Here is a 23,652-nt window from a genome sequence, read left to right on the forward strand (position 1 = left end):
GTCAGCCGGCCGGGGCCGCCCCCGCTCCTCGCGGGGCGCGAAGTCCCCGGTCCGGCTCCCCCGCTGACGCGCCGTCCGAACGGCGGCGAGCGGACGACCCCCGGCACGGCCTGTCGGGGGCGGCTCGTACCCTGTGCGGGTGACGGACGCGCATCTGAACGTGCTGCTTGCGGCGGCGGACCCCGGCGACGAGCAGCGGATACGGGCACGCCTGGGCCTGCCCGCGCCCGGGGGTGGCGCCGTGCCTCCGACCGTCTGGACCGGCGGCCGGTGGATGTCGTCCGGCGACGTACCGGCCTCGGTCGTGCTGTGGATGCTGGAGCGCGACCGTCCGGAGGTCAACGAGATCGTCTTCTTCAGTGCGTTGGCGGACCGCGCGATCCGCCGGGACATCCAGCGGGGCCTGCCGTTCGGCGACCGCGCGGCGGGCAGCGTGCCGGTCGCGAAGCGGGTCAGGACCGCCGCGGCCTCGGACCTGCGCGATGTCGGCGCGGCCGAGGCGGTCTCGGAGCTGCGGCAGGTGACGTCGATGAAGACCGGCAGGTCGGCCGCCGCCCTCGTGCAGCGCGAGCACTGGGACTCGGTGGATGCCGCGGACCGCGAACGCCCGCTGCCCGGCTACGCGCGCTGGGCGCTCGCGATCCGGATCGACTGCCCGAAGGAGGTGCGCGAGCGGCTGGGCGCCGGCCACCCGTCGTTCGCCCACCGGATGCGGCAGGCGGGGATCGTGGACGACCCGGACGTGTACGTCCGCGGGTGGGGGCCGGCCCGCCAGGTGCTGTCCGTGCTCGACGCCGGGCGCTGGGCCTTCCCCGAACGGGTGGCGCAGGCGCTGGACGGGCTGCGGCCGCTGGTGCGCGAGCGGCTCGGCGGCAGCACCGAAGCGTGGGCGGTGGCCGCCCAGTTGCTGCCGACGTTCACCGGTACGGTGCCGGAACTGGTCGCGACGGCCGGCGCGATCGCCTGAGCCGCCGTCCGATCCGGCGAGGGATCCGTCGCCTGACGCAGCGAGAGGGGGTCGCCCCACGCGCCGTCAGGAGGGCGGAAGGCGGCGGGGCGGCTGGATTCGAACCAGCGTGATCCGGTTTTGGAGACCGAGCGTCTGCCTCTGCGCTACGACCCCGCCTGGCCGTGATCGTAGCTCCGGTGCCCTGTGGAAAACCACATCGCCGGTGTCGGGGCTCCCTGATACCAATGGATCACGAGGACGGAACGCGGGGGAACGCTGGGGGCGGAGCACATGGCGTACGGGGAGCGGGGGCGGCAGCGGCATGTCGTCGACCTGGCGGACCGCCGGGCCCTGGAGAGGTGGCGGCCGGCCGACGAGTCCGTGGTGGCGGAGGCGCACCGGCTCAAGGAGGCAGCCCTGCTGGACTTCGGGCTGACCGAGTCGGCGGTGGCCTCGTGGCTGTACGCCAAGTGCCGGCACCAGATCGCCACCACGGCGGTCGGCACCGCCGCGGTGGTCGCGAGCGGCGACGGCTCCTGCCTGCTGCTCTACAACCCGGACTTCTTCGTCGCGCTGGGCCTGGACGGGGTGAAGTTCGTGCTCTTCCACGAGGCGCGGCACCTGGTGCACCGCCATCTGTTCAGCGAGCCGGAGCTGCGCGCCGACCCGGTCTTCACCCTGGCCGCGGAGGTGTCCATCAACCATGTCGCCCTGGTCCGGCTCGCCCGTGAGTCCCTGCCGTCGGTGGACGGGGAGCCGACGGGCGTCGATCCGGCCGAAGTCCACCGCGGCTACGCCGAGGATCTGCGGGCGCACGGCCTGGAGCCCGTGGACTACGCCGAGTTCGTCGACACCGACATGGCGGTGTACCGCGAGCTGAAGCGGATGCGGCACCCGCCGGTGCCGGCGCCCGTCTGCCTCCATCTGACGGACGGCGCGGTGCCGGCCGACCAGGAGACTGTCGACTCCACCGCCTCTTCGGTACTGCTCAACTCGCTGCTGGCGGCGCGCCGCGGGCACGCCGTCGCGGAGCAGGAACTGCTCGACCTGATGGACCGTACGGAGGGGGCAGGCGAGCGGGTGTCCCGGTTGTGGGGGCGGCTCGGGGCGGGCGCGCTGCGCGGCACGACCACGGCCACCGGCCGGGTGGACTGGTGGCAGCGCTGGCTGGTGGACGTCCTCGCCTCCAAACTGCGGGAGGGCGAGCGGCTGGTCTATCCGAAGAAGCGCGGCGCGCTGCTGGCCGCGCTGGGGATGGACCCGATGCTGTCCCGCCGCGGACCGGTCAGGGACAAGGTGCTCGTGATCGCCTACGACACCTCGGGGTCCATGCCCCACCGGGTGATCGGCTGGCTGACGGACCTGGTCGGCGCCATCGACGGGGTCCAGGCGTACTGGCTCTCGTTCGACGGTGCTGTCATGCCGTTCCAGCCCGGCGAACGCGTCTTCGGCGGCGGCGGCACCAGCTTCGCGGTCGTCGCCGACTACGTGGAGGGACGCACCCCGCTCGACGGGAAGCTGTTCGAGGAGCGCCCGGACGCGGTCGTGGTCCTCACCGACGGCTACGCACCGCACATCACCCCGGCCGAGCCGGACAAGTGGATCTGGCTGATCACCGAGGGCGGCGACGACTGGCCCGACGCCCACCGTCCGCCGATGGCCTGCCATCGCGTCACGACAGGATCGACATGAGCACCGCGGTCACGCCGGCAGCGCCCGCCTGGCGGCCCAACGCCACCTATCCCCGGCCGCCCGAGGGCTGGAACGGCGCCTCCCGCCTGGAGTCGTTCATCGACGCGATGATCGACATGGGCCAGACCGGTCAGGTCTTCGGCGAGCACGGCATCGGCAAGACGGCGACGTTCTTCTCCCACGTGGAGGAGGCCTATCCGCAGGCGCAGCTGGTGTTCGTGCCGGCCGCGAACCTCACCCCTGACGACCTGCTGGCCAACGCGCCGGTGCGCGACGAGGCGACCGGCGAACTGGTGCTGCGCCAGCTGGTGATGAGCCAACTGAAGCCGGGGCGGCCGTTCGTCCTGCTCATCGACGACTCGCTGCAGGCCGGCGAGACCATCCAGTCGCAGCTGATGCAGATCGCCTGCAACTGGACGCTGGGCGAGTACGACCTGCGGGCGCTGGGCTGCATGGGCGTCTTCCTCACCGACAACGAGTCGCTGGCGGAGACCGCGGCCCGCCGCAGCGACCTGGCGATCCTGGACCGCATGGTCACCGTGCGGATCACCGCGAACGACACGTCGTGGCGCATCAAGCTGGCCCAGAAATACCGGGACTGGGACCTGACCGGGGTGTTCGGGGTGTGGGCATCGCTCGGGCCGGAGCTGCGCGAGACGCTGTCCCCGCGGACCGTCGACCACATCCTGGCCAACGCCCGCGAGGGCTTCCCGCTGCGCTGGGGGCTGCCACTGGTCAACGGTGAGCGGCTTCGGCTGGCCCAGCCGCGCCCCGACGGGAAGCCGGGCCCCGACCGGACGGCCGAGGTACTGGACCGGATCGCGGCCGCCCTCGGGGTGCCGAACCCGGCGAACATCGCCGATCCGGTGCGCAGAGTGCTGCGGGCGGCGCTGCGCAACCGCTGGACGGTCCTACTGCAGGGCCCGCCGGGCTGCGGCAAGACGGAGATCGTGCGGCAGACGGTGCGCGAGGAGCTCGGCGGCCGGGACCCGCTGTACTTCTCGCTGCCGGTCACCAACGTCGAGGATCTGTGCGCGCCGGTCCCGACGCCTGACGGCTCGCTGGAGAACCTGCTGGCCAAGGGGTTCACCGGCCCGGAGCCCAAGGTCATCGTCTGGGACGAGTACAACCGCCCCAAGGACAAGGCCGCGTTCGCGAAGCTGATGGAGATCACCCAGGAGTGGTCGCTCGCGGGGCGCCCGATCCCCGGCCTGCGCGCACAGATAGCGGTGCAGAACCCGCCGTACCACCTGGGCCGCAAACTGCTGGTCGCGCGGAATAACATCGCCCAGGCCACCCGCTTCACCGCCTCGCTGACGGTGACGCCACAGGACATCCCCGCGAACGAGTGGCTGATCGCCCGGTACGGCGCCGTGGCGGAGACGGTCCTGGAGTGGTGGAAGCACGACATCGACGAGGACGGACGCGCCTGGGTCACCAAGCGCACCATCGAGCGGCTGGTCAAACTCCACCAGCGGGGCCTGCCGCTGGAGATGGGAATGGTCTACCTCGGCGACGGGGAGTACGCGCCCGTCCCGCTGACCGCGCTGGTCGAGCGGCTCGACAACCGGCCGGTGACCGGTCTGCGGGAGCTGGCCGCCGAGGTGGGCCGCTGGGAGGAGCGGCTGCGGCGGGCGGCCGACCGGTCGAGCGAGGGCACCGACGACACCGACGTGGTGCACCAGGTCATCGCCAACGCGGAACTGTCGCAGTTGAAGCGGCACCGCAAGGCCGTGGCGCGGCTGGTGGCGCTGCTGCCGCCCAAGCTCCGGGCGACGTACCTGGTCGGCGCCTCGGATGCGCAGCAGCGGTTCTGGATCGGGCTGTTCACCTCGCTGCCGCGCTGATCGCGCTGATCGGACGCCGCCGGTCGTCGTCTTGAGGCCCTCGCCAGGGCTCGTCGGTGGTCGTCAGTCCTCGGGCGGCGCGGTGCGGTGCACGCTGCGCACCGCGGCGACGTCCGCCGCGACGGCGGGCATCGGCAGGTGCGCGCTGAGCGCGTCCAGGCGCCGGCGGACGCTGGTGGCGACGCCCTTGCCCAGCACGTAGCGGGTGGCGGTGGGGGCCGAGGGAGCGGCGTCGAGCAGGCGGTGGGCCTGATGGCTGCGCATGCCGGTGTGGGACAGCACGAGATGGGTCAGCCGGTGCGGCGCGGCGGCCAGGGCCAGGCCGATGGCGGTCGCCGCCACGGTGTCCACCTGGTTGTCGGGCGCGCCGAGGGTGCCCGCGGCCCGCACCCGGCCGAAGTCCAGCAACGCGACGCCGGCGGCCACGGCGGCCGCGACGAGCCGGGCGACGGCGCGCGGCCCGATGCCGTTGCTGGCGACGGACAGCCGTGTCAGCCGGGCGCGGGGTGCCCGCTCCAGCGCGGAGGCCAGCAGCAGGGCGCCGTCGTCGCCCAAGCCGCAGGCGGATGCGTACAGTTCGCCGAGGGCGCCGGCCGCCACCAGCGCGGCCAGCGGCGCCGCCCCGAGGCTGCCCAGCGGGTTGCCGCCGACGTAGAGCCGCTCGATGGGACGCCCGTCCGCCGCGGCGGCGAGCAGCGCCTCGGCCAGCACGGCGGCACCGGCCGGGTCGAGACCGGTCTGCACCAGGTCGAGGGTGCGCAACGCGGCTGCGGCGCCGATGAGTTCGGCGGCGGCCCGGCCGCCGCCGGTGCCCAGCGGGTTGCGCTTGAGCCAGACGCCGGTCACCACGTGCTGCGAGGCACGGACGCTGTCGGCGATCCGGCAGGCGCCTGCGGCGGTGATGCCGTTGCAGCCCAGGTACAGGGTCTCCACACCGGTGCCGGCGGTACGGTCGGCGACGGCGGCGGCTCCTTCGTCGCCCAGGCCGTCGGTGCCGAGCAGCAGATGGCGTACGCCGCCGGCCGCCCGTCCGCCGCCGAGCCGCAGCGCCTCGCTGATCAACGTGGCGCCCTCCGGGCCGAGGGCCTGCTTGCACAGGTCCAGGCGGCCGTCGGGAAGGGCGGTGCCGGCTGGGAAGTCGAGGCGCGCCTGCGCCGGACCCCCCGTCCTGAGCCAGGCGAGCAGCGGCGCGAGATCCTGCACGGAGCGGGGCAGGACCGGCGGCACGCCCGCGAACGGCCCCTCGGCGGACGGCTCGACGGGGGACGGCGGTTCGCCGGCGGCCGATGGTTCGAGGTCGGACGGTTCGAGGTCGGGCGCCTGGTCGGCGGAGGTACCGTCCGCCGACGCGGGTGCGGGTCCGGGCGGTTCGGGTGCCGGATCGGAGGTCACCACTCCGCCTCCTGGTAGTCCTTGAGGAACACGCCCGACACGGGGTCCCCCGCCTCGCCGCGCACGATCGGGTCGTAGACGCGGGCGGCCCCGTCGACGATGTCCAGCGGGGTGCGGAAGCCCCGGGCCGCGATCCGGCCCTTCTTCGGCGCAGGGTTCTCGTCGGTGATCCACCCGGTGTCGACACTGCACATGTGGACGCCCCGCGCGGCGAGTTCGGGTCCGCTGGTGCGTGTGAGCATGTTCAGCGCGGCCTTGGCCATGTTGGTGTGCGGGTGGCCGCAGGTCTTGTTGCGCACCGCGAAGCGGCCCTCGACGGCGGTCACGTTGACGATGTACCGCCGCGGGTGCGGCGAGGCGAGCAGCAGCGGGAGGAGGCGGTCGGCGAGCAGCGCCGGGGCGAGAGCGTTCACCAGCTGCGTCTCCAGCAGTTCGGCCGGGTCCAGTTCCCCGATCCGCGCCGACCAGGAGTTGGCCGGTGAGAGGTCGGGCAGCAGCCCCGCCTCGTCGAGGACGGCGCCGGCGCCCGGCCCCTGCTGCGGCAGCACGGCGCTGGTCGCGTGGCCCTCGCCGGCGTCGGCCGGAGCGAGGTCGAGCACGTCCCGAACGGCCGACGGCACTTCGGTGCCCGTTCCCGCCAGGGCGGACATCGGCCGGTAGCCGGGAGCGCGGATCACGGCGGCGGGCAGCGGCCCGCCCTCACCGGCGGTCAGCGCCGCGTAGGAGCCGGGCGGGCGGCGCACGGTCTGCGCGGCGTTGTTGACGAGGATGTCCAGCGGCTCGCCGGCCGCTGTCAACTCCGCGCAGAGCCCGATGACCTGGCGCGGGTCGCGGAGGTCGACGGCGATGACGGTGAGCCGGTCGATCCAGTGGTCGCTGCCGTCGGCCGCCCGGAACCGGCGGAGGGTGTCGTGCGGGAAGCGGCTGGTGACGAGGACCTCGGCGCCGTCCCTCAGCATCATCAGGGCGAGCTGGAAGCCGATCTTCACCCGGCCGCCGGTGAGCAGCACCCGCCGGCCGCGCAGATCGGTGGTCAGCGAACGGCGCGCGGTGTTGTCCGCGGCGCACGCGGGACAGAGTGCGTGGTAGAAGGAATCGGCCTGGCGATAAGGCGACTTGCAGACATAGCAGCGGCGCGGCCGCGGGTACGCGCCCGGCCCGCCGGCGACAGTCTCCGGGACGGCGAGCGGCGCGTCCTCACGCCGGTCGTGCGCGCCGGTGGCGGTGGCGCCGAAGACGGCGGCCTCGGCCTGCGACCGCTCCTGGTTGCGTAACCGCTTGCGCTGCTGCCGGCCGTCCCGGGCGAAGGACGCGGCGACCTGCTCGGCCTGAAGGCGGACCGGGTCGTCGGCGGGCAGTGCACGGAGCCGGCCGACCGTGCGGTGGAAGGCGGCCAACTCCTCCTCAGAGATGCGTCCGTCCCCCACCACGCCCCCGACTCCCCTTCTCCCAGCGGTGACCCCGGCCGGATTCGAACCGGCGTACCCGTCTTGCCAAGACGGCGCGCCTGCCTCTGCGCTACGGGGTCCCGTCGTGCTGCCTGCCCGGACGGCCGGATTCGAACCGGCGTGACCGTCTTGAGGGACGGCGCGCCTGCCTCTGCGCTACATCCGGGCATTGGCGGTCATCGTACGGGGCGCGCGGCGGGGCGGCGACGCCGGGCAGATGTGCGAAGAGGGCCGGTGGGCCGCCTTCCGGCCGGCAGCGTCAGCCGACGGCCGCGCGCATCATGGCAGCCGCGCCGCCGGCGGCCGCCACGGCCAGCACGATGCGGTGGAGATGGGACGCCGACAGCCGCCTGGCCACCCATATCCCGCACAGCCACCCGACAGGCAGCGCCGTCGCGAGCCGGTAGTCCAGCTCGGGTCCGCCGAGGGTCGTCAGGGAGGCCGCGTTGAGGATGAGGCCGAAGACCTGGAGGGTGGGGGCGATCGCTTCCGGCGGCCACTCGTCGTTCGCCGCGTAGATCGCTCCGGCCGGTCCCGACAGCCCGCCGAGCGCGTTCATCAGGGCGCTGGCGAGGCCCACGGCGCACACGCCGCCCGGCCCGCGCAGCGGCAGGCGCCGGTTGCCGCGCGCCATGAGGGCGGCGCCGGTGACGGTAACGGCGCCGGCCGCGACGGTCAGCAGCCGGGTATTCATGTGGTGCACGAGGACGGCAGCGGGGGCCGCGAGCACGACGGCCGGAACGGCCAGCAGCAGGGCGTCGCGCAGCCGGGTGTGCCGCCAGGTGCGGGCGAGGATCAGCACGCTGATGAGCGAGGACAGCGTGATGACCGCGCGAACGGCTTCCGTCGGGCCGAGCGCGGCGACGACGACCGGGGAGGACACCAGCGCGAAGCCGAAGCCGGCGGTCGTCTGCACGAGGCCGCCGAGGGCGATGGCACACCACGCCGCCAGGATCACGTCGCCTTCCTCGCCTTCCTGGTCGCGGTGCTCCACGCCGGACCGTCGTACAGTGCGGCGCAGCCGCCGCCCGGTCCGGCAGGACGGCGGCAACCCACCGCGAATCAAACACGAACGAGCTGATCAGCACAACGAAACGCACATAATTCATCAGCCGAGCGCGGCGGTTCGGGCCCGCCGCCCTCTCCCCGCCCGCGCGGGCATCACACGGTTCCGGCCCGCACGGATCGGTGCCGCGAGGCGAGGGCGAGGGCGAGCAGGAGGAGCCCGGCCGCCGGTGCCAGGGCGAGGGCCGCGGAGGCGCCGAGGGCGTCGGCGGTCCGGCCGGCCAGCCACGCGGCGGATGCGGAACCGGCCGCGCTGGTGGAGTTGTTCCAGGTGAACGCCTGGGTGAGCACCGCCCGGGAGACGGACTTCTCGGTGAGGACGTTCAGCAGGACGAGCGTGGGCGGCACCGCCGCCTCGGTGACGGCCACCGCGGCGCCGAGCCACAGCGCGGAGGGCGCGAGCGGGAGCAGCAGCCCCGCGCACGTCATGTACAGCGTGGCGCGGACCAGTTGGAGATGCGCCGGAGCACGGCGCGGCCGGGTGCCGTAGATCCAGCCGGAGAGCAGCCCGCTGAGACTGGCTGCGGCGATGATCGGCGCGGCGGCCCCGGGCCTGCCGTGCCCGACCGCGAAGGCGCTGACCGCGATGGCCATCGTGCCGAAGTAGAGCCCGATGGCCAGGTTGAGCAGGGCCAGGAGCAGGAAGTCCGGTCGCAGCAGGCCCCCTGCGGGCCCGGTGGCGTCGGCGTCCCCGCGGGCGGGCGCCGGAGCCGTCCGGCGCTGCAGCGCGAGTACTCCGCCGCCGACCACGATCAGGGCCGCGGCGAGGGCGGTGGCCAGGGCGGCCCGGCCGGCCGCGCCGAGCGCGGTGACGGCGACGGGCCCGAGGAGGAATCCCGTGGCGTTGGCCAGCGACTCCAGCGAGAAGGCGGTGGGGAGTTCCGCGTCCCGTCCCCCGCGCAGCAGCGCGACCCAGCGGGCGGCGGAGCAGGCCCCGAGCTGCGGGACCGCCGCCCCGGCGCACGTGGCGGCGGTGACGAGCGCGGACCGGGAGCCGGCGGAGGCCGCGGACAGCACGCCGGCGACGGCGGCACCGTGGGCGAGGAGGCACCACGGCAGGACGCGTGTCTGGCCGAACCGGTCGACCAGCCGGGCCAGATGCGGGCCGATCAGGGCCTCGGCCACGGAGAAGGCCGCGGCGACCTGCCCGGCGGTGCCGTAGGAACCCGTGCGGGCATGGACGAGCCAGACCAGGCCGAGGCCCGTCATGGCGATGCCGACGCGCCCCACGGACGCGGCGAGGAAGAAGGCCGCGGCACCGGGAGTGCGCAGCAGAGGACGGTAGCCGGACGCGAGGGACGGCATGGGAGTCCTTCGTCGCCGCCGGGCGGGGCGGGCTGCGTCCCGGGTCGCCGGCGCCTGCACCCCTGCCAGGGTGCGGAGAGATGTGGTGCGACCCGCAGCCCGCCTGAGGCGTCCAGAACTGCGGCAGGACGGGGCACGCGCCCTCGCCGCCACCCCGTGCACCAGGCGGAAGAGAAATGTGAGGCCCGGGCCAATGCGGGTCCGGGCGACTGGGAGGACGGTAGCAGCCCGGGCCCGGATGCGCGCACGCACCCGGCACCACCACCGCCCCGCTCCCCCACCGGGGTTCGCGGCGGGCCGCGGGCCCGGCCGCTCCGGCAGCCGGCTTCGGCCGGCGAGAAGTACCCGAACACCGCCCCGGATTCGGAACCCCATCCTCCGGACATCCCTGTCAGGTGTCTGGTGCTCCTCGCGGCCGACCCGTATGTTTGCGCAAACACGCGAAGGGATCATCCCATGCCACCACGCAGAACACGTATCTCCGGACGCCCCAGACCCGAAGGCCGCAGACCCGAACGGCCGCGCGGGACGCTGGCTTTCGCCCTGGCCGGAATGCTGGCCGCCACCGTCCTCGCCCCGGTGTACCTGGCGACCGGGAGCCAGGCCGCGACGCCGGCCGGCACCGCCGCGGTCACCGCGTCCTCCGCTTCTGCCGGCGCGTCCGGCACCGCCGCGCAGGCCGGCACACCGGTCGCCGTGACCTCGCCGGTGACGGTGGCCACCTACACCGGCGAGCAGCCCGCACTGCCGAAGCAGGTCCAGGTGACCACCGCCGACGGCGGGACCCGGGCCGCCGACGTCACGTGGGACCTGTCCGGCTACTCCTTCGACAAGCCCTACCGCACCTTCACGGTGCCGGGCAGCGTCGAGGGCGCCCTCGCCACCAGCGCGCAGGTCGAGGTGGTCCCGCACGGCACGCTCTACTACGTCGACAGCGGCATGCTGGCCACCACGCCCGCCTACGGCGCCGTGAAGCAGCTCACCGGATCGGACCTGCGCAACGGCGCCGCCGACCAGCAGTACACCGCCGGCGCCGGCTGGGGGTACGTCAACGACGGCAACGCCTACGTGGCCCAGCACCCGGGGGACGCGGCCGACAAGGACGCCACCGGCCTGTACGCGCTGGGCAGTTCCGCCACGTCCAAGCCGATCGTGTACGAACTGCCGCTGGACGCGGGCACCTACACGGTGACCGCGGGGTTCCGTGAATGGTGGAGCGGGCCGCGGCAGATGAAGGTCAGCCTGGTGACGGCGTCCGGCGCCACCACCGTCATCACCCCCAACGTCACCGTGAGCAGCAGCTTGACGAGGAACGCCATGGTCAGCGGGCACGTCACCGTCGCCGCCGGGGACGGCGGCCTGGCGCAGCTCCGCGTGGACATCGCGGGCGGTACCGAGGCCCCGGTCCTCGGCTGGTTCGGCGTCGCCTCGGGGGCGTGGGACATCGACACCGCGCCGATCTCCGTCGGCGCGCCCACCGCCTCGGTGGCCGCCGGCATCTACAAGACCGCCCAGAGCGTCGCGTTGAGCACGGCGACGCCCGGCGCCGCGATCTACTACACCACAGACGGCACGGACGCGAGTCGTGCCAACGGGACCAGGTACACCGGACCGGTCACCGTCTCCTCCTCCCGGACGCTCAAGGCGGTCGCGGTCTCCGACGGCTTCCCGAGCGCGCAGTTCGAGGCCGCGTACGACATCGAACCCGACCCCGGCACGTACTCCTCCGTCCCCGTCGGCCGCCTCTGGTACGACACCGCGGGCACGCCGATCCAGGGCCACGGCGGCAACGTCCTCGCCAGGGACGGCTGGTACTACTGGGTCGGGGAGAACAAGACCGACAACAGCACCCGGTTCGCCGGCATCAGCCTGTACAAGTCCCGTGACCTGAAGAACTGGACGTACGTCAAGGACATCCTCACCGCGGGCAGCGCGGGGGAGCTGGCCGACTGCAACGTCGAACGCCCCAAGCTCGTCTACAACGCCAAGACCGGCACGTTCGTGCTGTGGGCGCACTGGGAGCGGGCCACCGACTACTCCGCCTCGCACCTGATGGTCGCCACCAGTTCCACCGTCGACGGCGACTACCGCTTCCTGAAGGACTTCCGGCCCGGCGCCGGGCAGGTGGCCACCGCCGACGCGGACCCCACCTACACCGGCGGTGACGGCAAGTGGGGTTACGGGTCAAGGGACTTCACCGTCTTCCAGGACCCTGCCACGTCGGACGCGTACCTGGTGTCCACGCAGAACGGCACCGACATGCGGGTCTACAAGCTCACCGACGACTACACCGACGTCGACTGGCAGCACTCCTACCCGCTGTTCGCCGGCTCCCGGCGCGAGGCGCCCGCACTGGTGAAGGTCGGCGACTACTACGTCGTCCTCACCTCCAGCCAGTCCGGCTGGTACCCGAACCAGGCGATGTACTCCTTCACCAAGGACATCTCCGACCCGGCGGGATGGTCGCCGCTGAAGCCGGTGGGCAACAACACCACCTTCTACAGCCAGCCGACCAACATCCTGCCGCTCACCGGGAAGAACGGCACGACCCGCTACATCTACATGGGCGACCGCTGGACCCCCAAGGCGCTGGGCACTTCCACCTACGTCTGGCTGCCGCTGGACGTCACCGCGGCCACCGGTGCCGGCGGGCCGGACATCAGCATGGGCTACCAGCCGCAGTGGTCGTTCGACACCGCCTCCGGCGACCTCACGCTGTCCACCGACCGCCTGGTCTCGCAGGACAAGCCGGTAGTGGCGACCGCCGCCGCCGCGGGCCATCCGGCGGGCGACGCCAATGACGGCAACGTGTTCAACCTCAACGTCAGCGGCGACAACAGCAACTTCTACCAGCCGTCGTCCGTGCCCTACTCGTGGACCGTCGACCTGCAGCGGCCGTACGACCTCAGCCGCGTCGACCTGAGCTTCCGCAGCTACAACGGGTCGGAGACGTACAGCGGATACACCGTCGAGGGAAGCGACGACGGACAGGCCTGGACGCGGCTGGTCGGCCAGAGCGCCGGCAGGACCGTCGGCTTCACCAGCAACACCCTTACGGGCACCTACCGTTACGTGCGGGTGAGCGTGTCGAAGGTGGTCAACGACCACAACGGCAACGGGGCCGACTGGGCCGCGGGGCTGGTCGAAGTCCAGGTCTACGCCCACCCCGACGCGCAGGACGTCACCTTCGCCGCGCTGCCCGAACAGGTCCTGCACGCCGCGGACATACCGCTGCACGCCACCGCCTCGTCCGGACTCCCGGTCCGGTTCACCGCACAGGGAGCATGCGACCTGGACGGCTCGGCGCTGCGCCTGGCCCGCGCGGGCACCTGCACGGTGACCGCCGCCCAGGACGGCAACGCCGACTTCCGGCCCGCCGCGGACGTCACCCGCACCTTCGCGATCGCCTACAAGGCGGTCACCCTGACCGACCTCAGCCGCCCCGTGCGCGGCGGGGCGACGCTGCCGCTGCGCGTCAAGCTCACCGACGCGGCCGGCAGCGACCAGGCGTCGCCGCTCGTCAGGGTCCGCGCCCTGGGCATCGACACCAGGGCGGAGACGGCGGACGGCCACACCTCATTCGGCGAGGACTTCACGCCGACCGGCGGTGCGTACCTGCACCTGCTCGACACGAAGGGACTCGCCGCGGGCACGCACACCTTCGCGTTCTCGGCGGGATCCGACCCGACCGTGCACACGGTGACCTTCACCGTCGCCTGAATCCGTGGCGGTGCGGGCCGGGCCATGCTTCCCCGGCCCGCGCCGCCAGGGCGTCAACCGCGCCGCGCGGGCGCGGTGCTGGAACGCTCGACCAGCCGGGTCGGCACCAGCACGGCGCCGGTGGGCACCTCCGCGCGGCTGATCTCCCGCAGCACCCCGTCCACGCAGCGCCTGCCGACCTCGGCGAAGTCCTGGTGGACGGTCGTCAGCGGCGGGGCGAAGGACGCCGCCTCCGGGATGTCGTCGAAGCCGACCACGCTGACGTCCTGCGGGACCCGGCGGCCGCACTCGCGCAGGGCGCGCAGCAGCCCCAGCGCCATCTGGTCGTTCGCGGCGAACACGGCCGTGCAGTCCTGATGGCCGGCGAGCTCCAGGCCCGCACGGTAGCCGGACTCCGCGGACCAGTCGCCGCGGACCACCGGCGGTGCCGCACGCCAGTCCTTCGCGAGCGCCTCCCGCCATGCCTGCTCGCGGCGCTGGGCCGCGAAGGACCCGTCGGGCCCGGCCAGGTGCCACACGGTGGAGTGCCCGAGGTCCAGCAGGTGGCGCACCGCGAGGTGGGCGCCGCCGACCTGGTCGGTGTCGACCACGCTGTACCGGTCGCCCGCGTCGGAGTCCACCACGACGACCTGGACGTGCGGGGGCAGGGTGATGGTGGCCGCGTCGAGCAGGTTCACCTCCATGATCACGATGATGCCGTCGACCGCGAGCTCTCCGAGCCGGGTGAAGGCGCCGTGCACCCCGGTCTGCGTCGGGACGGCCACCGGCTGGAGCGTGATGGCGTAGCCCTGCTCGGCGGCCGAGACGGCGATCGCCTCCAGGGTGCGGGTGTTCCCGGTGGTGGAGAGGGTGAACAGGATCACGCCGATGGTGCGGAACCGGCCGCTGCGCAGGGCGCGGGCGGCGCTGTTGGGCCGGTAGCCCAGCTGCTCCATCGCCCGCAGCACCCGCTCACGGGTGCCGGCGACGACGCTGGGATGCCCGTTGGAGACCCGGGAGACCGTCTGGGAGGAGACCCCGGCCAGCCGTGCGACGTCGGCCATGGAGACGCCGCGTCTCGGGCGGGCCTGACCGGCTTCCCCGGGGGCCGCTCCGGCGGGCGGCACGCCGCTCCGGACCGCCGCCGAAGGCGGTGCCTGCCCTTCTCGGATCACGTTTCCCTCCACAACCCCGACTCAGACCTTGACGTCCTCGACCTGCAATGCCAACATCGCCGTCATCCAATGTTTACGTAAACAGGAGCGACCCCCGGTCGTCAATGGTTACGTAACCATCCCCCCTCGCCGCGAGCCCGCGGCGGGGCTGTGACGCCGACCGGAAGGATGAGTCATGGCGGTCCTCTCGCCCCCATCGGCCGCGGGTCGTCCCGCGACCGGCCGGAGGCGCAGCGACGGGGGGCGCGTCGGAAGGCGGCGCTTGGCCGGTTGGGGCTTCGTCGCCCCGTTCCTGGTGGTCTTCGCCCTGGTCTTCCTGGCGCCGATCGCCTACTCGATCTACCTGAGCCTGTACCGGGACCAGCTGATCGGCGGCAACCACTTCGTCGGCCTGGACAACTACACGCAGGCGTTCCAGGACCACGAGTTCTGGTCGGGGCTGGGCCGCGTCGGCCTGTTCCTGATCGTCCAGGTGCCGATCATGCTCGGCATCGCCCTGCTGGTCGCCCTGGCGCTGGACAGCGGGCGGCTGTACGGGCGGGACTTCTTCCGCATCTCGATCTTCCTGCCGTACGCGGTGCCCGCGGTGGTCGCCACCCTGATGTGGGGCTTCATGTACGGCAAGCGGTTCGGCCTGGTCGCCAGCATCAACCAGCACCTGCACACGTCGATCCCCGACCCGCTCTCCCCGAGCTGGGTGCTGGCCAGCATCGGCAACATCGTCACCTGGGAGTTCGTCGGCTACAACATGCTGATCTTCTACGCGGCGCTGCGGGTCGTCCCGGAGTCGCTGTACGAGGCGGCGGAGATCGACGGTGCCGGGCAGTGGCGGGTCATCCGCTCGATCAAGATCCCGGCCATCCGGGGCGCGCTGGTCATCGCCACGATCTTCTCGGTGATCGGCAGCTTCCAGCTGTTCAACGAGCCCAGCATCCTCAAGAGCCTGGCGCCCAATGCCATCACCACGTACTTCACCCCGAACCTCTACACCTACTCGCTGTCCTTCTCCGGCCAGCAGCACAACTACGCCGCGACGGTCGCGATCGTCATGGGAGTCGTCACGATGATCGTCGCCTACCTCGTGCAGCTGCGCGGCATGCGAAAGGAGGCGTGACCGATGGCCACCGACACCGCCGTGCAGGGCACCGCCCCCACGTCGCGGACCCGGGAGCGTGTGCGGCCGCGCATCTCCCGCTCGTCCCGGCGCCACAGCCCCGGCAAGCCCCGGCGCAGCGTGCTGCTGACCGTGCTGACCGCGATCGTGGTGCTCTACTCCCTGATCCCGCTGGCCTGGCTGGTCATCAACGCCTGCAAGACCCAGCCGAAGCTGCTCGACTCCTTCGGCCTGTGGTTCAGCGGCAAGTTCGCGCTGTGGGACAACATCCGGGAGACGTTCACCTACAACGACCACATCTTCGTACGGTGGCTGCTCAACACCCTGCTGTACGTGGTGCTCGGCGCCGGCGGCGCGACGTTCCTCGCGGTGCTCGGCGGCTACGGCCTGGCGAAGTTCGACTTCCGCGGCAGGCGGGCGGTGTTCGCCGTGGTGATCGGCGCCGTCGCGGTGCCGGGCGCGGCGCTGGCCGTGCCGACGTTCCTGATGTTCAGCAAGATGGGGCTGACCAACACCCCCTGGGCGGTGATCATCCCGTCGCTCATCTCCCCCTTCGGCCTCTACCTGATGTGGGTGTTCGCCGCCGAAGCGATCCCCGACGAGCTGCTGGAGGCCGCCCGGATGGACGGCTCGGGCGAGCTGCGCACCTTCTTCCGGATCAGCCTGCCGCTGCTGGCCCCCGGCATCGTGACGGTGCTGCTCTTCACCATGGTCGCGACCTGGAACAACTACTTCCTGCCGCTGATCATGATCAAGGACCCGAACTGGTACCCGCTGACGATCGGCCTCAACTCCTGGAACGCCCAGGCCTCCACGGTCGGCGGCCAGCCGGTGTTCAACCTCGTCATCACCGGGTCGCTGCTGACCATCGTCCCGCTCGTCGCGGCCTTCCTGCTGCTGCAGCGCTACTGGCAGTCCGGACTGGCCGCCGGAAGCGTCAAGGAGTGACCGCGTCCGGTCGCTCTGCCTGATCCCGGCGCCGCGGCGCCCCCCTGTCCTCCCCGACCACACCCTCCCCCGACCTCCCGTGTCCCGGGACACATCACGCACAACGGAGTAAAATGAGATGACGAACAAGGCACTTCGGCGCTTGGCGCCGACGGTCGCGCTCCTCGCCGCCGGCGCGCTGGGGCTCACCGCTTGCGGTTCCTCCGGCGGCTCCGGGTCCGGGAGCGGCGGCTCCGACGCGAACGCCGTCCAGTCGGCGCTCACCAAGGGCGGCAACCTCACCGTGTGGGCGTGGGAGCCCACCCTCAAGCAGGTCGTGGCCGACTTCCAGGCCAAGTACCCCAAGGTGCACGTCAAGTTGGTCAACGCCGGTACCGGCAACGACCAGTACACCGCGCTGCAGAACGCCGTGCAGGCCGGGAAGGGCGTGCCCGACGTCTCGCAGATCGAGTACTACGCGCTCAGCCAGTTCGCGCTCGGCAAGTCCGTCACCGACCTGAGCTCCTACGGTGCCAAGGGCCTGTCCAAGACCTACTCCCCCGGCCCCTGGAACTCCGTCAACATCAACGGCGGCGTGTACGGCCTGCCGATGGACTCCGGTCCGATGGCGCTGTTCTACAACAAGAAGGTCTTCGACAAGTACAAGCTTCCGGTGCCCACCACCTGGGAGCAGTACCTGGACGACGCCCGCAAGCTCCACAAGGCCGACCCCAAGGCGTACATCACCAGCGACACGGGCGACGCCGGCATGACCACGAGCCTGATCTGGCAGGCCGGCGGCAAGCCGTACAAGGTGGACGGCACCAAGGTGACCGTGGACTTCGCCAGCGACCAGGGGACGTCGACGTACACCAAGGTGTGGCAGCAGCTGGTCTCCGAGCACCTGCTGTCCCCGGTGCCCGGCTGGAGCGACCAGTGGTACAAGGGCCTGGGCGACGGCACCATCGCCACCCTGGCGACCGGCGCGTGGATGCCCGCCAACTTCGTCTCCGGCGTGAAGAACGCCTCGGGTGACTGGCGCGCCGCGCCGCTGCCGCAGTGGCAGGCCGGGGCGAACGCCAGCGCCGAGAACGGCGGCAGCTCGCTGGCCGTCATGCAGGCCAGCAGCAACAAGGCCCTCGCGTACGCCTTCCTGCAGTACGCCAACCAGGGCGCCGGCGTGCAGACCCGCGTCAAGGGCGGCGCCTTCCCGGCGACCACCGCGGACCTGAACTCGCCGTCCTTCCTGAACACGCCGTTCCCGTACTTCGGCGGGCAGCAGGCCAACAAGATCTTCTCGGAGTCCGCGAAGAGCGTGCTGCCCGGCTGGTCGTACCTGCCGTACCAGGTGTACGCGAACTCGATCTTCAACGACACCGTGGGCAAGGCGTACGTGTCCTCCACCCCGCTGTCCAGTGGGCTCAAGTCCTGGCAGGACCAGTCCGTCTCGTACGGGAAGCAGCAGGGCTTCAGCGTCGGCTGACGCCCGCGCACCGAGCCGAGTGGCGGGACCCGGTGGGCGGGGCCCCGCCACTCGCACCTCCCGGGGCCCCGCCCCTCGCACGTCCGGGGCCTTGCGTCTCTGACGTCCAGGGCCCCGCCACTCGCACCTCCCGCGGGCACGTCCCGCACCGCACGTCCGCGCACCGCCCCCGCACGCCCCGCGTCACCACCGCACGTCGCAAGGCCCCGGAAGGACCCCGATGACCGCCACTCCCACCGCCCGCTGGCTGCGCCGGCCCGCCGGCACCCCCGTGCAGCTCGGCTACGGCGCCGACTACAACCCGGAGCAGTGGCCGCGCGAGGTCTGGAAGGAGGACGTCCGGCTGATGCAGGAAGCCGGCGTCACCATCGTGTCGCTGGCCATCTTCTCCTGGGCGCGGCTGCAACCGGCCGAGGACCGCTGGGAGTTCGGCTGGCTGGACGAGGTCATGGACCTGCTGCACGACGCGGGGATCGCCGTCGACCTGGCGACGGCGACCGCGTCCCCGCCGCCGTGGCTGACCACCCGCCACCCGGAGATCCTGCCGGTGACCGCCGGCGGGGAGACGGTGTGGCCCGGCGCGCGCCAGCACTGGCGCCCCACGTCACCGGTCTTCCGCACCTACGCGCTGCGGCTGGTCGAGGCGATCGCCACCCGCTACGCGGACCACCCGGCGCTCGCCGCCTGGCACGTGAACAACGAGCTGGGCTGCCACAACGTCTACGACTACTCCGAGGACGCCGCCCGCGCCTTCCGGGTCTGGCTGCACGCGCGGTACGGCAGCCTGGACGCGCTCAACCAGGCGTGGGCGACCAGCTTCTGGTCGCAGGTCTACGGCGACTGGGCGGAGATCCTGCCGCCGCGGCTGGCCGCCACGCACCCCAACCCCACCCAGCAGCTGGACTTCGCGCGCTTCTCCTCCGACGCGCTGCTCGACCATCTGCGCGCCGAGCGCGAGGTGCTGCGCCGGCTGACCCCCGACGTGCCGGTCACCACCAACTTCATGGTGATGGGGACCACCAAGGGCATGGACTACGCCGGCTGGGCCGGCGACGTGGACTTCGTCTCCAACGACCACTACGTCACGCCGGGCCCGCAGAGCCTGGACGAGCTGTCCTTCTCCGCCAACCTCACCAGCGCGATCGCCGGCGGCCGGCCGTGGTTCCTGATGGAGCACTCCACCAGCGCGGTCAACTGGCAGCCGGTCAACCAGGCCAAGCGCCCCGGCGAGATGGCCCGCGACTCGCTGCTGCACGTCGCCCACGGCGCGGACGCCGTCTGCTTCTTCCAGTGGCGGCAGTCCGCCGGCGGCGCCGAGAAGTACCACTCGGCGATGCTGCCGCACGCCGGACCGGACAGCGAGGTCTTCCGCGCCGTCACCGCCCTGGGCGCCACCCTGCGGGACCTCGCCCCGGTCACCGGGTCGGTCAGGCAGCCGGCCCGCGCGGCGATCCTCTTCGACTGGCAGTCGTGGTGGGCCGCCGAACTCGACTCGCACCCCACCGACCGGCTGCGCTACCGGCAGGAGGCGCTGGACTGGTACTCGGCCTTCCTCGCCCTCGGCGTGCGCGCCGACCTCGCCACCACCAGTACCGAACTGTCCGGCTACGACGTCGTGGTGGCGCCGGTGCTGCACCTGGTGCCGCAGGCCCTCGCCGACCGGCTCACCTCCTACGTCGACGGCGGCGGGCACCTGGTCACCACCTACTTCTCGGGCATCGTTGACGAGAACGACCACGCGTGGCTCGGCGGCTACCCCGGCGCGCTCCGCGACCTTCTCGGCCTGCGCATCGAGGAGTTCGCGCCGCTGCCCGACGGTGCGTCCGTACAGCTCGACGACGGGAGCCGCGGCACGCTGTGGTCCGACCGGATCACGGTGACCGACCCGGACGTCGACGTCCTCGCCCGCCTGGCCGAGGGCGAGTCGGCGGGGCTGCCGGCGGTGACACGCCGCCGCGCGCCCGGAGGCGGCTCGGCCGCGTACGTGTCGACCCGGCTCGGCCCCGACGGGCTCACCCCGCTGCTCGGCCGGCTGCTGGCCGCGGCCGGCGTGGCGAGCGAGCTGCCCCCGGCCGCCCGCGGCCGGGTCGAACTCACCGTGCGCGCCGACGGTTCCCGCGTCTTCTGGTTCCTCGTCAACCGCACGGACGCCCCCGTCGTACTGCCGCTGTCGCCCGCGCGGGTCCTGGTCGGCCTGAGCGACGGCGAGGGCCGGGTCACCCTCGCGCCGCGCGGGGTGGCGGTCGTGCAGTATCCGCCGGACGAGGCACTGGGCGACCAGGACCGGGCGGCCGCGGGCCCGCGGCCCCTATGATTGCGCGATCACACGGCACCGCCCCCTGCCGCTCGCCCGACCGGGCAGGGCGGCGCGGGACGACGACCAGCACGGCCGCCCCCGACGGCGGCCGCGGCAGCGAGGTGTACGACTGCGGTGAGCGACAGCACGAAGGCCGGGCGCGGCACGCCGGAACCGGAACCCGAGGAGCTGGCAGGAACGCGGCGCAGGCGCGGCGCGTCCATGGCGGACGTGGCCAAGCTCGCCGGTGTGTCGGCGCAGACCGTCTCCCGAGTGTCCAACGGCTATCCCGGTGTCGTGGAGGGCACCCGGCAGCAGGTGCTCGCGGCGATGAAGGAGCTGGGGTACCGGCCGAACAGCGCCGCCCGGGCCCTCAAGCGCGGCGAGTTCCGCACACTCGGCGTCATCCTGTTCAACATGTCCACCATCGGCAACATGCGCACGCTGGAGGCGGTCGCCACCTCGGCCGCCGAGGAGGGGTATGCCACCACCCTGCTGCCGGTGACCGCGCCGACGCAGGACCAGGTGCGCGGCGCGTTCACCCGGCTGGGCGAGCTGGCGGTCGACGGCATCGTGATCATCATGGAGGTGCACCTGCTGGACACCGCCACCGTGACGCTGCCGCCCAACGCCCAGGTGGTGGTCGTCGACTCCAACGCAGGCGACCAGTACAGCGTGGTGGACACCGACCAGGCCGGTGGCGCCGAGGCGGCCGTGCAGCACCTGCTCGACCTGGGGCACGCCACGGTGTGGCACCTGGCCGGGCCCGAGGAGTCGTTCGCCGCGGAGCGCCGCGTCGCCCGCTGGCGCACGGTGCTGGCCGCCGCGGGCAGGCCCGAGCCGGAGGTGCTGCGCGGCGACTGGTCGGCCGAGTCGGGCTACCGGGCAGGTCTCAGGCTTGCCGCGGAGCCGGAGTGCACCGCGGTCTTCGTGGCCAACGACCAGATGGCGCTGGGCGTCCTGCGGGCGATGCACGAGGCGGGCCGCCGGGTGCCGGAGGACGTCAGCATCGTCGGCTTCGACGACATCCCGGAGACCACCTCGTACATGCCGCCGCTGACCACCGTCCACCAGGACTTCGCCGAGGTCGGCCGCCGCTGCGTGGCGACCGTGCTCCGGCAGATCCGCAACGACGAGGCGGAGAGCGGCACCGACCTGGTGCCGACCCGGCTGGTCGTCCGCGGCAGCACGGCGCCGCCGCCCGCGCCCGGTCGCTGAGCGCGCAGCGGCACGCGAGGTCGCGGCCGCGGGGGCCGTTCGGCGGGGCCGGACCGCGCCCGCGGACCGGCTCCGGCGGTCAACAGGGAGCCTTGACACGGCACTCGGTGCTGGTCAGACTCATATCCGGCTAGTGTTTACGCAAACATCGATCTTCGAACGACTGAGGCGGAGGACCTGGATCCCATGCCCGTACTGCGGATAGACCGGGAAGGGTTCCGCCTGGACGGCGAACCCTTCCGCATCATCTCCGGGGCGCTGCACTACTTCCGCGTGCATCCCGGCCAGTGGCGGGACCGCCTGCGCAAGGCACGGCTGCTCGGGCTGAACACCGTGGACACGTACGTCCCGTGGAACCTGCACGAGCCGCGGCCGGGCGAGTTCCGGGCCGACGGCGACCTGGACCTGGAGCGCTTCCTGCAACTGGCCCGCGAGGAGGGCCTGCACGTGCTGCTGCGCCCGGGTCCGTACATCTGCGCCGAGTGGGAGGGCGGCGGCCTGCCGGGCTGGCTGCTGGCCGAGCCGGACATCCGGCTGCGCAGCACCGACCCGCGCTACCTCGGCGCCGTCGAGCGCTTCTTCGCCGAACTGCTGGCGCGGGTGGCGCCGTACCTGGGCACGCGGGGCGGACCGGTGATCGCGGTCCAGGTCGAGAACGAGTTCGGCGCGTACGGCGAGGACCTGCCGTACCTGCGGCGCATCGCGGAGATGCTGCGGGAACACGGCGTGGACGTCCCGCTGTTCACCAGCGACCAGCCGGCCGACCTGGCCCGCGGCTCGGTGCCGGGCGTGCTGGCGACCGTGAACTTCGGCAGCCGGGTGACCGAGAACCTGGCCGCGCTGCGCGCGCACCAGCCCGAAGGGCCGCTGATGTGCGCGGAGTTCTGGAACGGCTGGTTCGACCGGTGGGGCGGCCTGCACGCCTCCCGGCCGGCCGAGAGCGCCGCCGCGGACCTGGACCTGCTGCTGGCCGCCGGGGCGAGCGTCAACCTGTACATGTTCCACGGCGGCACCAACTTCGGCTTCACCAACGGCGCCAACGACAAGGACACCTACCGGGCGACGATCACCTCCTACGACTACGGCGCGCCGCTGGACGAGGCTGGCGACCCCACGCCGAAGTACGCGGCGTTCCGCGAGGTCATCGCCAGGCACGCGCCGGTCCCGGACGCGCCCCTGCCCGAGCCGTCCAAGAAGCTCAACCAGCTCGGCGTCCGGCTCACGCAGCGCGCCCCCCTGTTCACCCAACTGCCGTCGCTGGGAACGGCGGTGGCCGGCGAGCGCCCGCTGACCATGGAGGAGCTGGCGGCCGGGCACGGCGCGGGCACCAGCCTGGGGTTCGTGCTCTACGAGGCGCGCCTGGACACCGCCGGACCCGTGCTGCTGCACGCGCCCGGCGTGCGCGACCGCGCGCAGGTCTTCCTGGACGGCGGTCCGGTCGGCGTGCTGGAGCGCGAGAGCCACGAGCACTCCCTGGCGTTCGAGGTGCCCGAGGGCGGAGCGCGGCTCTCCGTGCTCGTGGAGAACCTGGGCCGGGTCAACTACGGGCAGGCGATCCACGACCGCAAGGGCCTGGTCGGCCCGGTCACCGCCAACGGGGCGGCGCTGACCGGATGGACCAGCCGGTCCCTGCCGCTGGACGACCTGTCCGGGCTCGCCTTCGCCGACGCGGACCCGCGCCCGGCCGTCGGACCGGCTTTCCACCGCGGCGAGTTCGACGTGGCGGAGCCCGCCGACACCTACCTGGACCTGTCGGGCTGGACCAAGGGCTGCGCCTGGGTGAACGGGTTCGCGCTGGGCCGCTACTGGTCCCGCGGCCCGCAGCGCCGCCTCTACGTCCCCGGGCCGGCACTGCGCGAGGGCCGCAACGAGATCGTCGTGCTGGAACTCCACGCCGCCTCCCGCGCGTCGGTGGACCTGCGCGACACCCCGGATCTGGGCCCGACGGTGGAGTGACCGCCGCCCGGCCGGCTCCACTGCCGGCGTGGATCGACGAGCGGCGCCTGCCGGAACCCCGAGTGCGTTCCGGCAGGCGCCGCCTT

Annotated in this window: 15 protein-coding genes and 3 tRNA genes; 10 read left to right on the forward strand and 8 right to left on the reverse strand. The window is 72.8% G+C overall.

Features of this window, described 5'->3' with window-relative positions; translation table 11 throughout:
• Positions 1 to 139 precede the first annotated feature (139 nt).
• Positions 140 to 967 (forward strand): hypothetical protein, encoded by an 828-nt coding sequence (locus tag ACH4TG_RS28900; protein ID WP_398245483.1) that lies wholly within the window; start codon positions 140 to 142, stop codon positions 965 to 967.
• An 82-nt stretch (positions 968 to 1,049) separates the two neighbouring features.
• On the opposite strand, the gene ACH4TG_RS28905 is transcribed toward ACH4TG_RS28900, so the two are convergent.
• Positions 1,050 to 1,126: transfer RNA gene (locus ACH4TG_RS28905), tRNA-Trp, on the reverse strand.
• A 114-nt stretch (positions 1,127 to 1,240) separates the two neighbouring features.
• Here ACH4TG_RS28905 and ACH4TG_RS28910 point away from each other — a divergent pair.
• Positions 1,241 to 2,641: a hypothetical protein gene (locus ACH4TG_RS28910; RefSeq protein WP_398245484.1), complete on the forward strand. Its 1,401-nt coding sequence runs from the start codon at positions 1,241 to 1,243 to the stop codon at positions 2,639 to 2,641.
• Entirely contained in the window at positions 2,638 to 4,488 is a 1,851-nt protein-coding gene (locus ACH4TG_RS28915) for an AAA family ATPase (protein ID WP_398245485.1), read from the forward strand. The genes ACH4TG_RS28910 and ACH4TG_RS28915 overlap by 4 nt, the downstream gene beginning before the upstream one ends.
• A 63-nt stretch (positions 4,489 to 4,551) precedes the next feature.
• Here ACH4TG_RS28915 and ACH4TG_RS28920 read toward each other — a convergent pair whose 3' ends face one another.
• From ACH4TG_RS28920 to ACH4TG_RS28945, 6 genes are all read right to left on the reverse strand, one after another.
• A complete protein-coding gene (locus ACH4TG_RS28920) occupies positions 4,552 to 5,880 on the reverse strand; it encodes a ribonuclease inhibitor (RefSeq protein WP_398245486.1) in 1,329 nt (442 codons plus the stop codon).
• On the reverse strand, positions 5,877 to 7,307 hold the full coding sequence (locus tag ACH4TG_RS28925) for an SDR family NAD(P)-dependent oxidoreductase (protein WP_398245579.1): 1,431 nt from the start codon (positions 7,305 to 7,307) through the stop codon (positions 5,877 to 5,879). The genes ACH4TG_RS28920 and ACH4TG_RS28925 overlap by 4 nt, the downstream gene beginning before the upstream one ends.
• Before the next feature lie 29 nt (positions 7,308 to 7,336).
• A tRNA-Ala gene (locus ACH4TG_RS28930) sits at positions 7,337 to 7,408 on the reverse strand.
• A gap of 15 nt (positions 7,409 to 7,423) precedes the next feature.
• Positions 7,424 to 7,494: transfer RNA gene (locus tag ACH4TG_RS28935), tRNA-OTHER, on the reverse strand.
• Between the two features lie 93 nt (positions 7,495 to 7,587).
• Positions 7,588 to 8,322 (reverse strand): sulfite exporter TauE/SafE family protein, encoded by a 735-nt coding sequence (locus tag ACH4TG_RS28940; protein WP_398245488.1) that lies wholly within the window; start codon positions 8,320 to 8,322, stop codon positions 7,588 to 7,590.
• A gap of 167 nt (positions 8,323 to 8,489) precedes the next feature.
• Positions 8,490 to 9,698 carry an MFS transporter gene (locus tag ACH4TG_RS28945; RefSeq protein ID WP_398245489.1) on the reverse strand — a complete coding sequence of 403 codons (1,209 nt, stop codon included), beginning with the start codon at positions 9,696 to 9,698 and terminating at the stop codon, positions 8,490 to 8,492.
• A 552-nt stretch (positions 9,699 to 10,250) separates the two neighbouring features.
• On the opposite strand from ACH4TG_RS28945, the gene ACH4TG_RS28950 reads away from it, so the two are divergent.
• Positions 10,251 to 13,418 carry a chitobiase/beta-hexosaminidase C-terminal domain-containing protein gene (locus ACH4TG_RS28950; RefSeq protein WP_398245490.1) on the forward strand — a complete coding sequence of 1,056 codons (3,168 nt, stop codon included), beginning with the start codon at positions 10,251 to 10,253 and terminating at the stop codon, positions 13,416 to 13,418.
• A gap of 53 nt (positions 13,419 to 13,471) precedes the next feature.
• Here the strand turns inward: ACH4TG_RS28950 and ACH4TG_RS28955 are convergent, their stop codons facing one another.
• On the reverse strand, positions 13,472 to 14,461 hold the full coding sequence (locus tag ACH4TG_RS28955) for a LacI family DNA-binding transcriptional regulator (RefSeq protein ID WP_398245491.1): 990 nt from the start codon (positions 14,459 to 14,461) through the stop codon (positions 13,472 to 13,474).
• A gap of 286 nt (positions 14,462 to 14,747) precedes the next feature.
• Between ACH4TG_RS28955 and ACH4TG_RS28960 the strand changes: the two genes are divergently transcribed.
• From ACH4TG_RS28960 to ACH4TG_RS28985, 6 genes are all read left to right on the forward strand, one after another.
• Positions 14,748 to 15,686 carry a carbohydrate ABC transporter permease gene (locus ACH4TG_RS28960; RefSeq protein ID WP_398245492.1) on the forward strand — a complete coding sequence of 313 codons (939 nt, stop codon included), beginning with the start codon at positions 14,748 to 14,750 and terminating at the stop codon, positions 15,684 to 15,686.
• A gap of 3 nt (positions 15,687 to 15,689) precedes the next feature.
• Entirely contained in the window at positions 15,690 to 16,634 is a 945-nt protein-coding gene (locus ACH4TG_RS28965) for a carbohydrate ABC transporter permease (RefSeq protein ID WP_398245493.1), read from the forward strand.
• A gap of 118 nt (positions 16,635 to 16,752) precedes the next feature.
• Positions 16,753 to 18,096 (forward strand): ABC transporter substrate-binding protein, encoded by a 1,344-nt coding sequence (locus tag ACH4TG_RS28970; protein WP_398245494.1) that lies wholly within the window; start codon positions 16,753 to 16,755, stop codon positions 18,094 to 18,096.
• Positions 18,097 to 18,316: 220 nt separating this feature from the next.
• Complete coding sequence (locus ACH4TG_RS28975) at positions 18,317 to 20,410, forward strand: beta-galactosidase (RefSeq protein WP_398245495.1); 2,094 nt, start codon at positions 18,317 to 18,319, stop codon at positions 20,408 to 20,410.
• A gap of 204 nt (positions 20,411 to 20,614) precedes the next feature.
• Complete coding sequence (locus ACH4TG_RS28980; protein WP_398245580.1) at positions 20,615 to 21,610, forward strand: LacI family DNA-binding transcriptional regulator; 996 nt, start codon at positions 20,615 to 20,617, stop codon at positions 21,608 to 21,610.
• Between the two features lie 186 nt (positions 21,611 to 21,796).
• Positions 21,797 to 23,566 carry a beta-galactosidase family protein gene (locus tag ACH4TG_RS28985; protein ID WP_398245496.1) on the forward strand — a complete coding sequence of 590 codons (1,770 nt, stop codon included), beginning with the start codon at positions 21,797 to 21,799 and terminating at the stop codon, positions 23,564 to 23,566.
• The last annotated feature ends 86 nt before the right edge of the window (positions 23,567 to 23,652 follow it).

It is taken from the genome of Streptomyces sp. NPDC020917 (assembly GCF_044333795.1).
GTDB lineage: Bacteria > Actinomycetota > Actinomycetes > Streptomycetales > Streptomycetaceae > Actinacidiphila.

Bases quoted from the DNA above. Each gene is read 5' to 3' on its own strand.
- ACH4TG_RS28910 (WP_398245484.1), top strand. From the start codon at position 1,241: ATGGCGTACGGGGAGCGGGGGCGGCAGCGGCATGTCGTCGACCTGGCG.
- ACH4TG_RS28915 (WP_398245485.1), top strand. From the start codon at position 2,638: ATGAGCACCGCGGTCACGCCGGCAGCGCCCGCCTGGCGGCCCAACGCC.
- ACH4TG_RS28945 (WP_398245489.1), bottom strand. From the start codon at position 9,698: ATGCCGTCCCTCGCGTCCGGCTACCGTCCTCTGCTGCGCACTCCCGGT.
- ACH4TG_RS28950 (WP_398245490.1), top strand. From the start codon at position 10,251: ATGCTGGCCGCCACCGTCCTCGCCCCGGTGTACCTGGCGACCGGGAGC.
- ACH4TG_RS28955 (WP_398245491.1), bottom strand. From the start codon at position 14,461: ATGGCCGACGTCGCACGGCTGGCCGGGGTCTCCTCCCAGACGGTCTCC.
- ACH4TG_RS28960 (WP_398245492.1), top strand. From the start codon at position 14,748: ATGGCGGTCCTCTCGCCCCCATCGGCCGCGGGTCGTCCCGCGACCGGC.
- ACH4TG_RS28965 (WP_398245493.1), top strand. From the start codon at position 15,690: ATGGCCACCGACACCGCCGTGCAGGGCACCGCCCCCACGTCGCGGACC.
- ACH4TG_RS28970 (WP_398245494.1), top strand. From the start codon at position 16,753: ATGACGAACAAGGCACTTCGGCGCTTGGCGCCGACGGTCGCGCTCCTC.
- ACH4TG_RS28975 (WP_398245495.1), top strand. From the start codon at position 18,317: ATGACCGCCACTCCCACCGCCCGCTGGCTGCGCCGGCCCGCCGGCACC.
- ACH4TG_RS28980 (WP_398245580.1), top strand. From the start codon at position 20,615: ATGGCGGACGTGGCCAAGCTCGCCGGTGTGTCGGCGCAGACCGTCTCC.
- ACH4TG_RS28985 (WP_398245496.1), top strand. From the start codon at position 21,797: ATGCCCGTACTGCGGATAGACCGGGAAGGGTTCCGCCTGGACGGCGAA.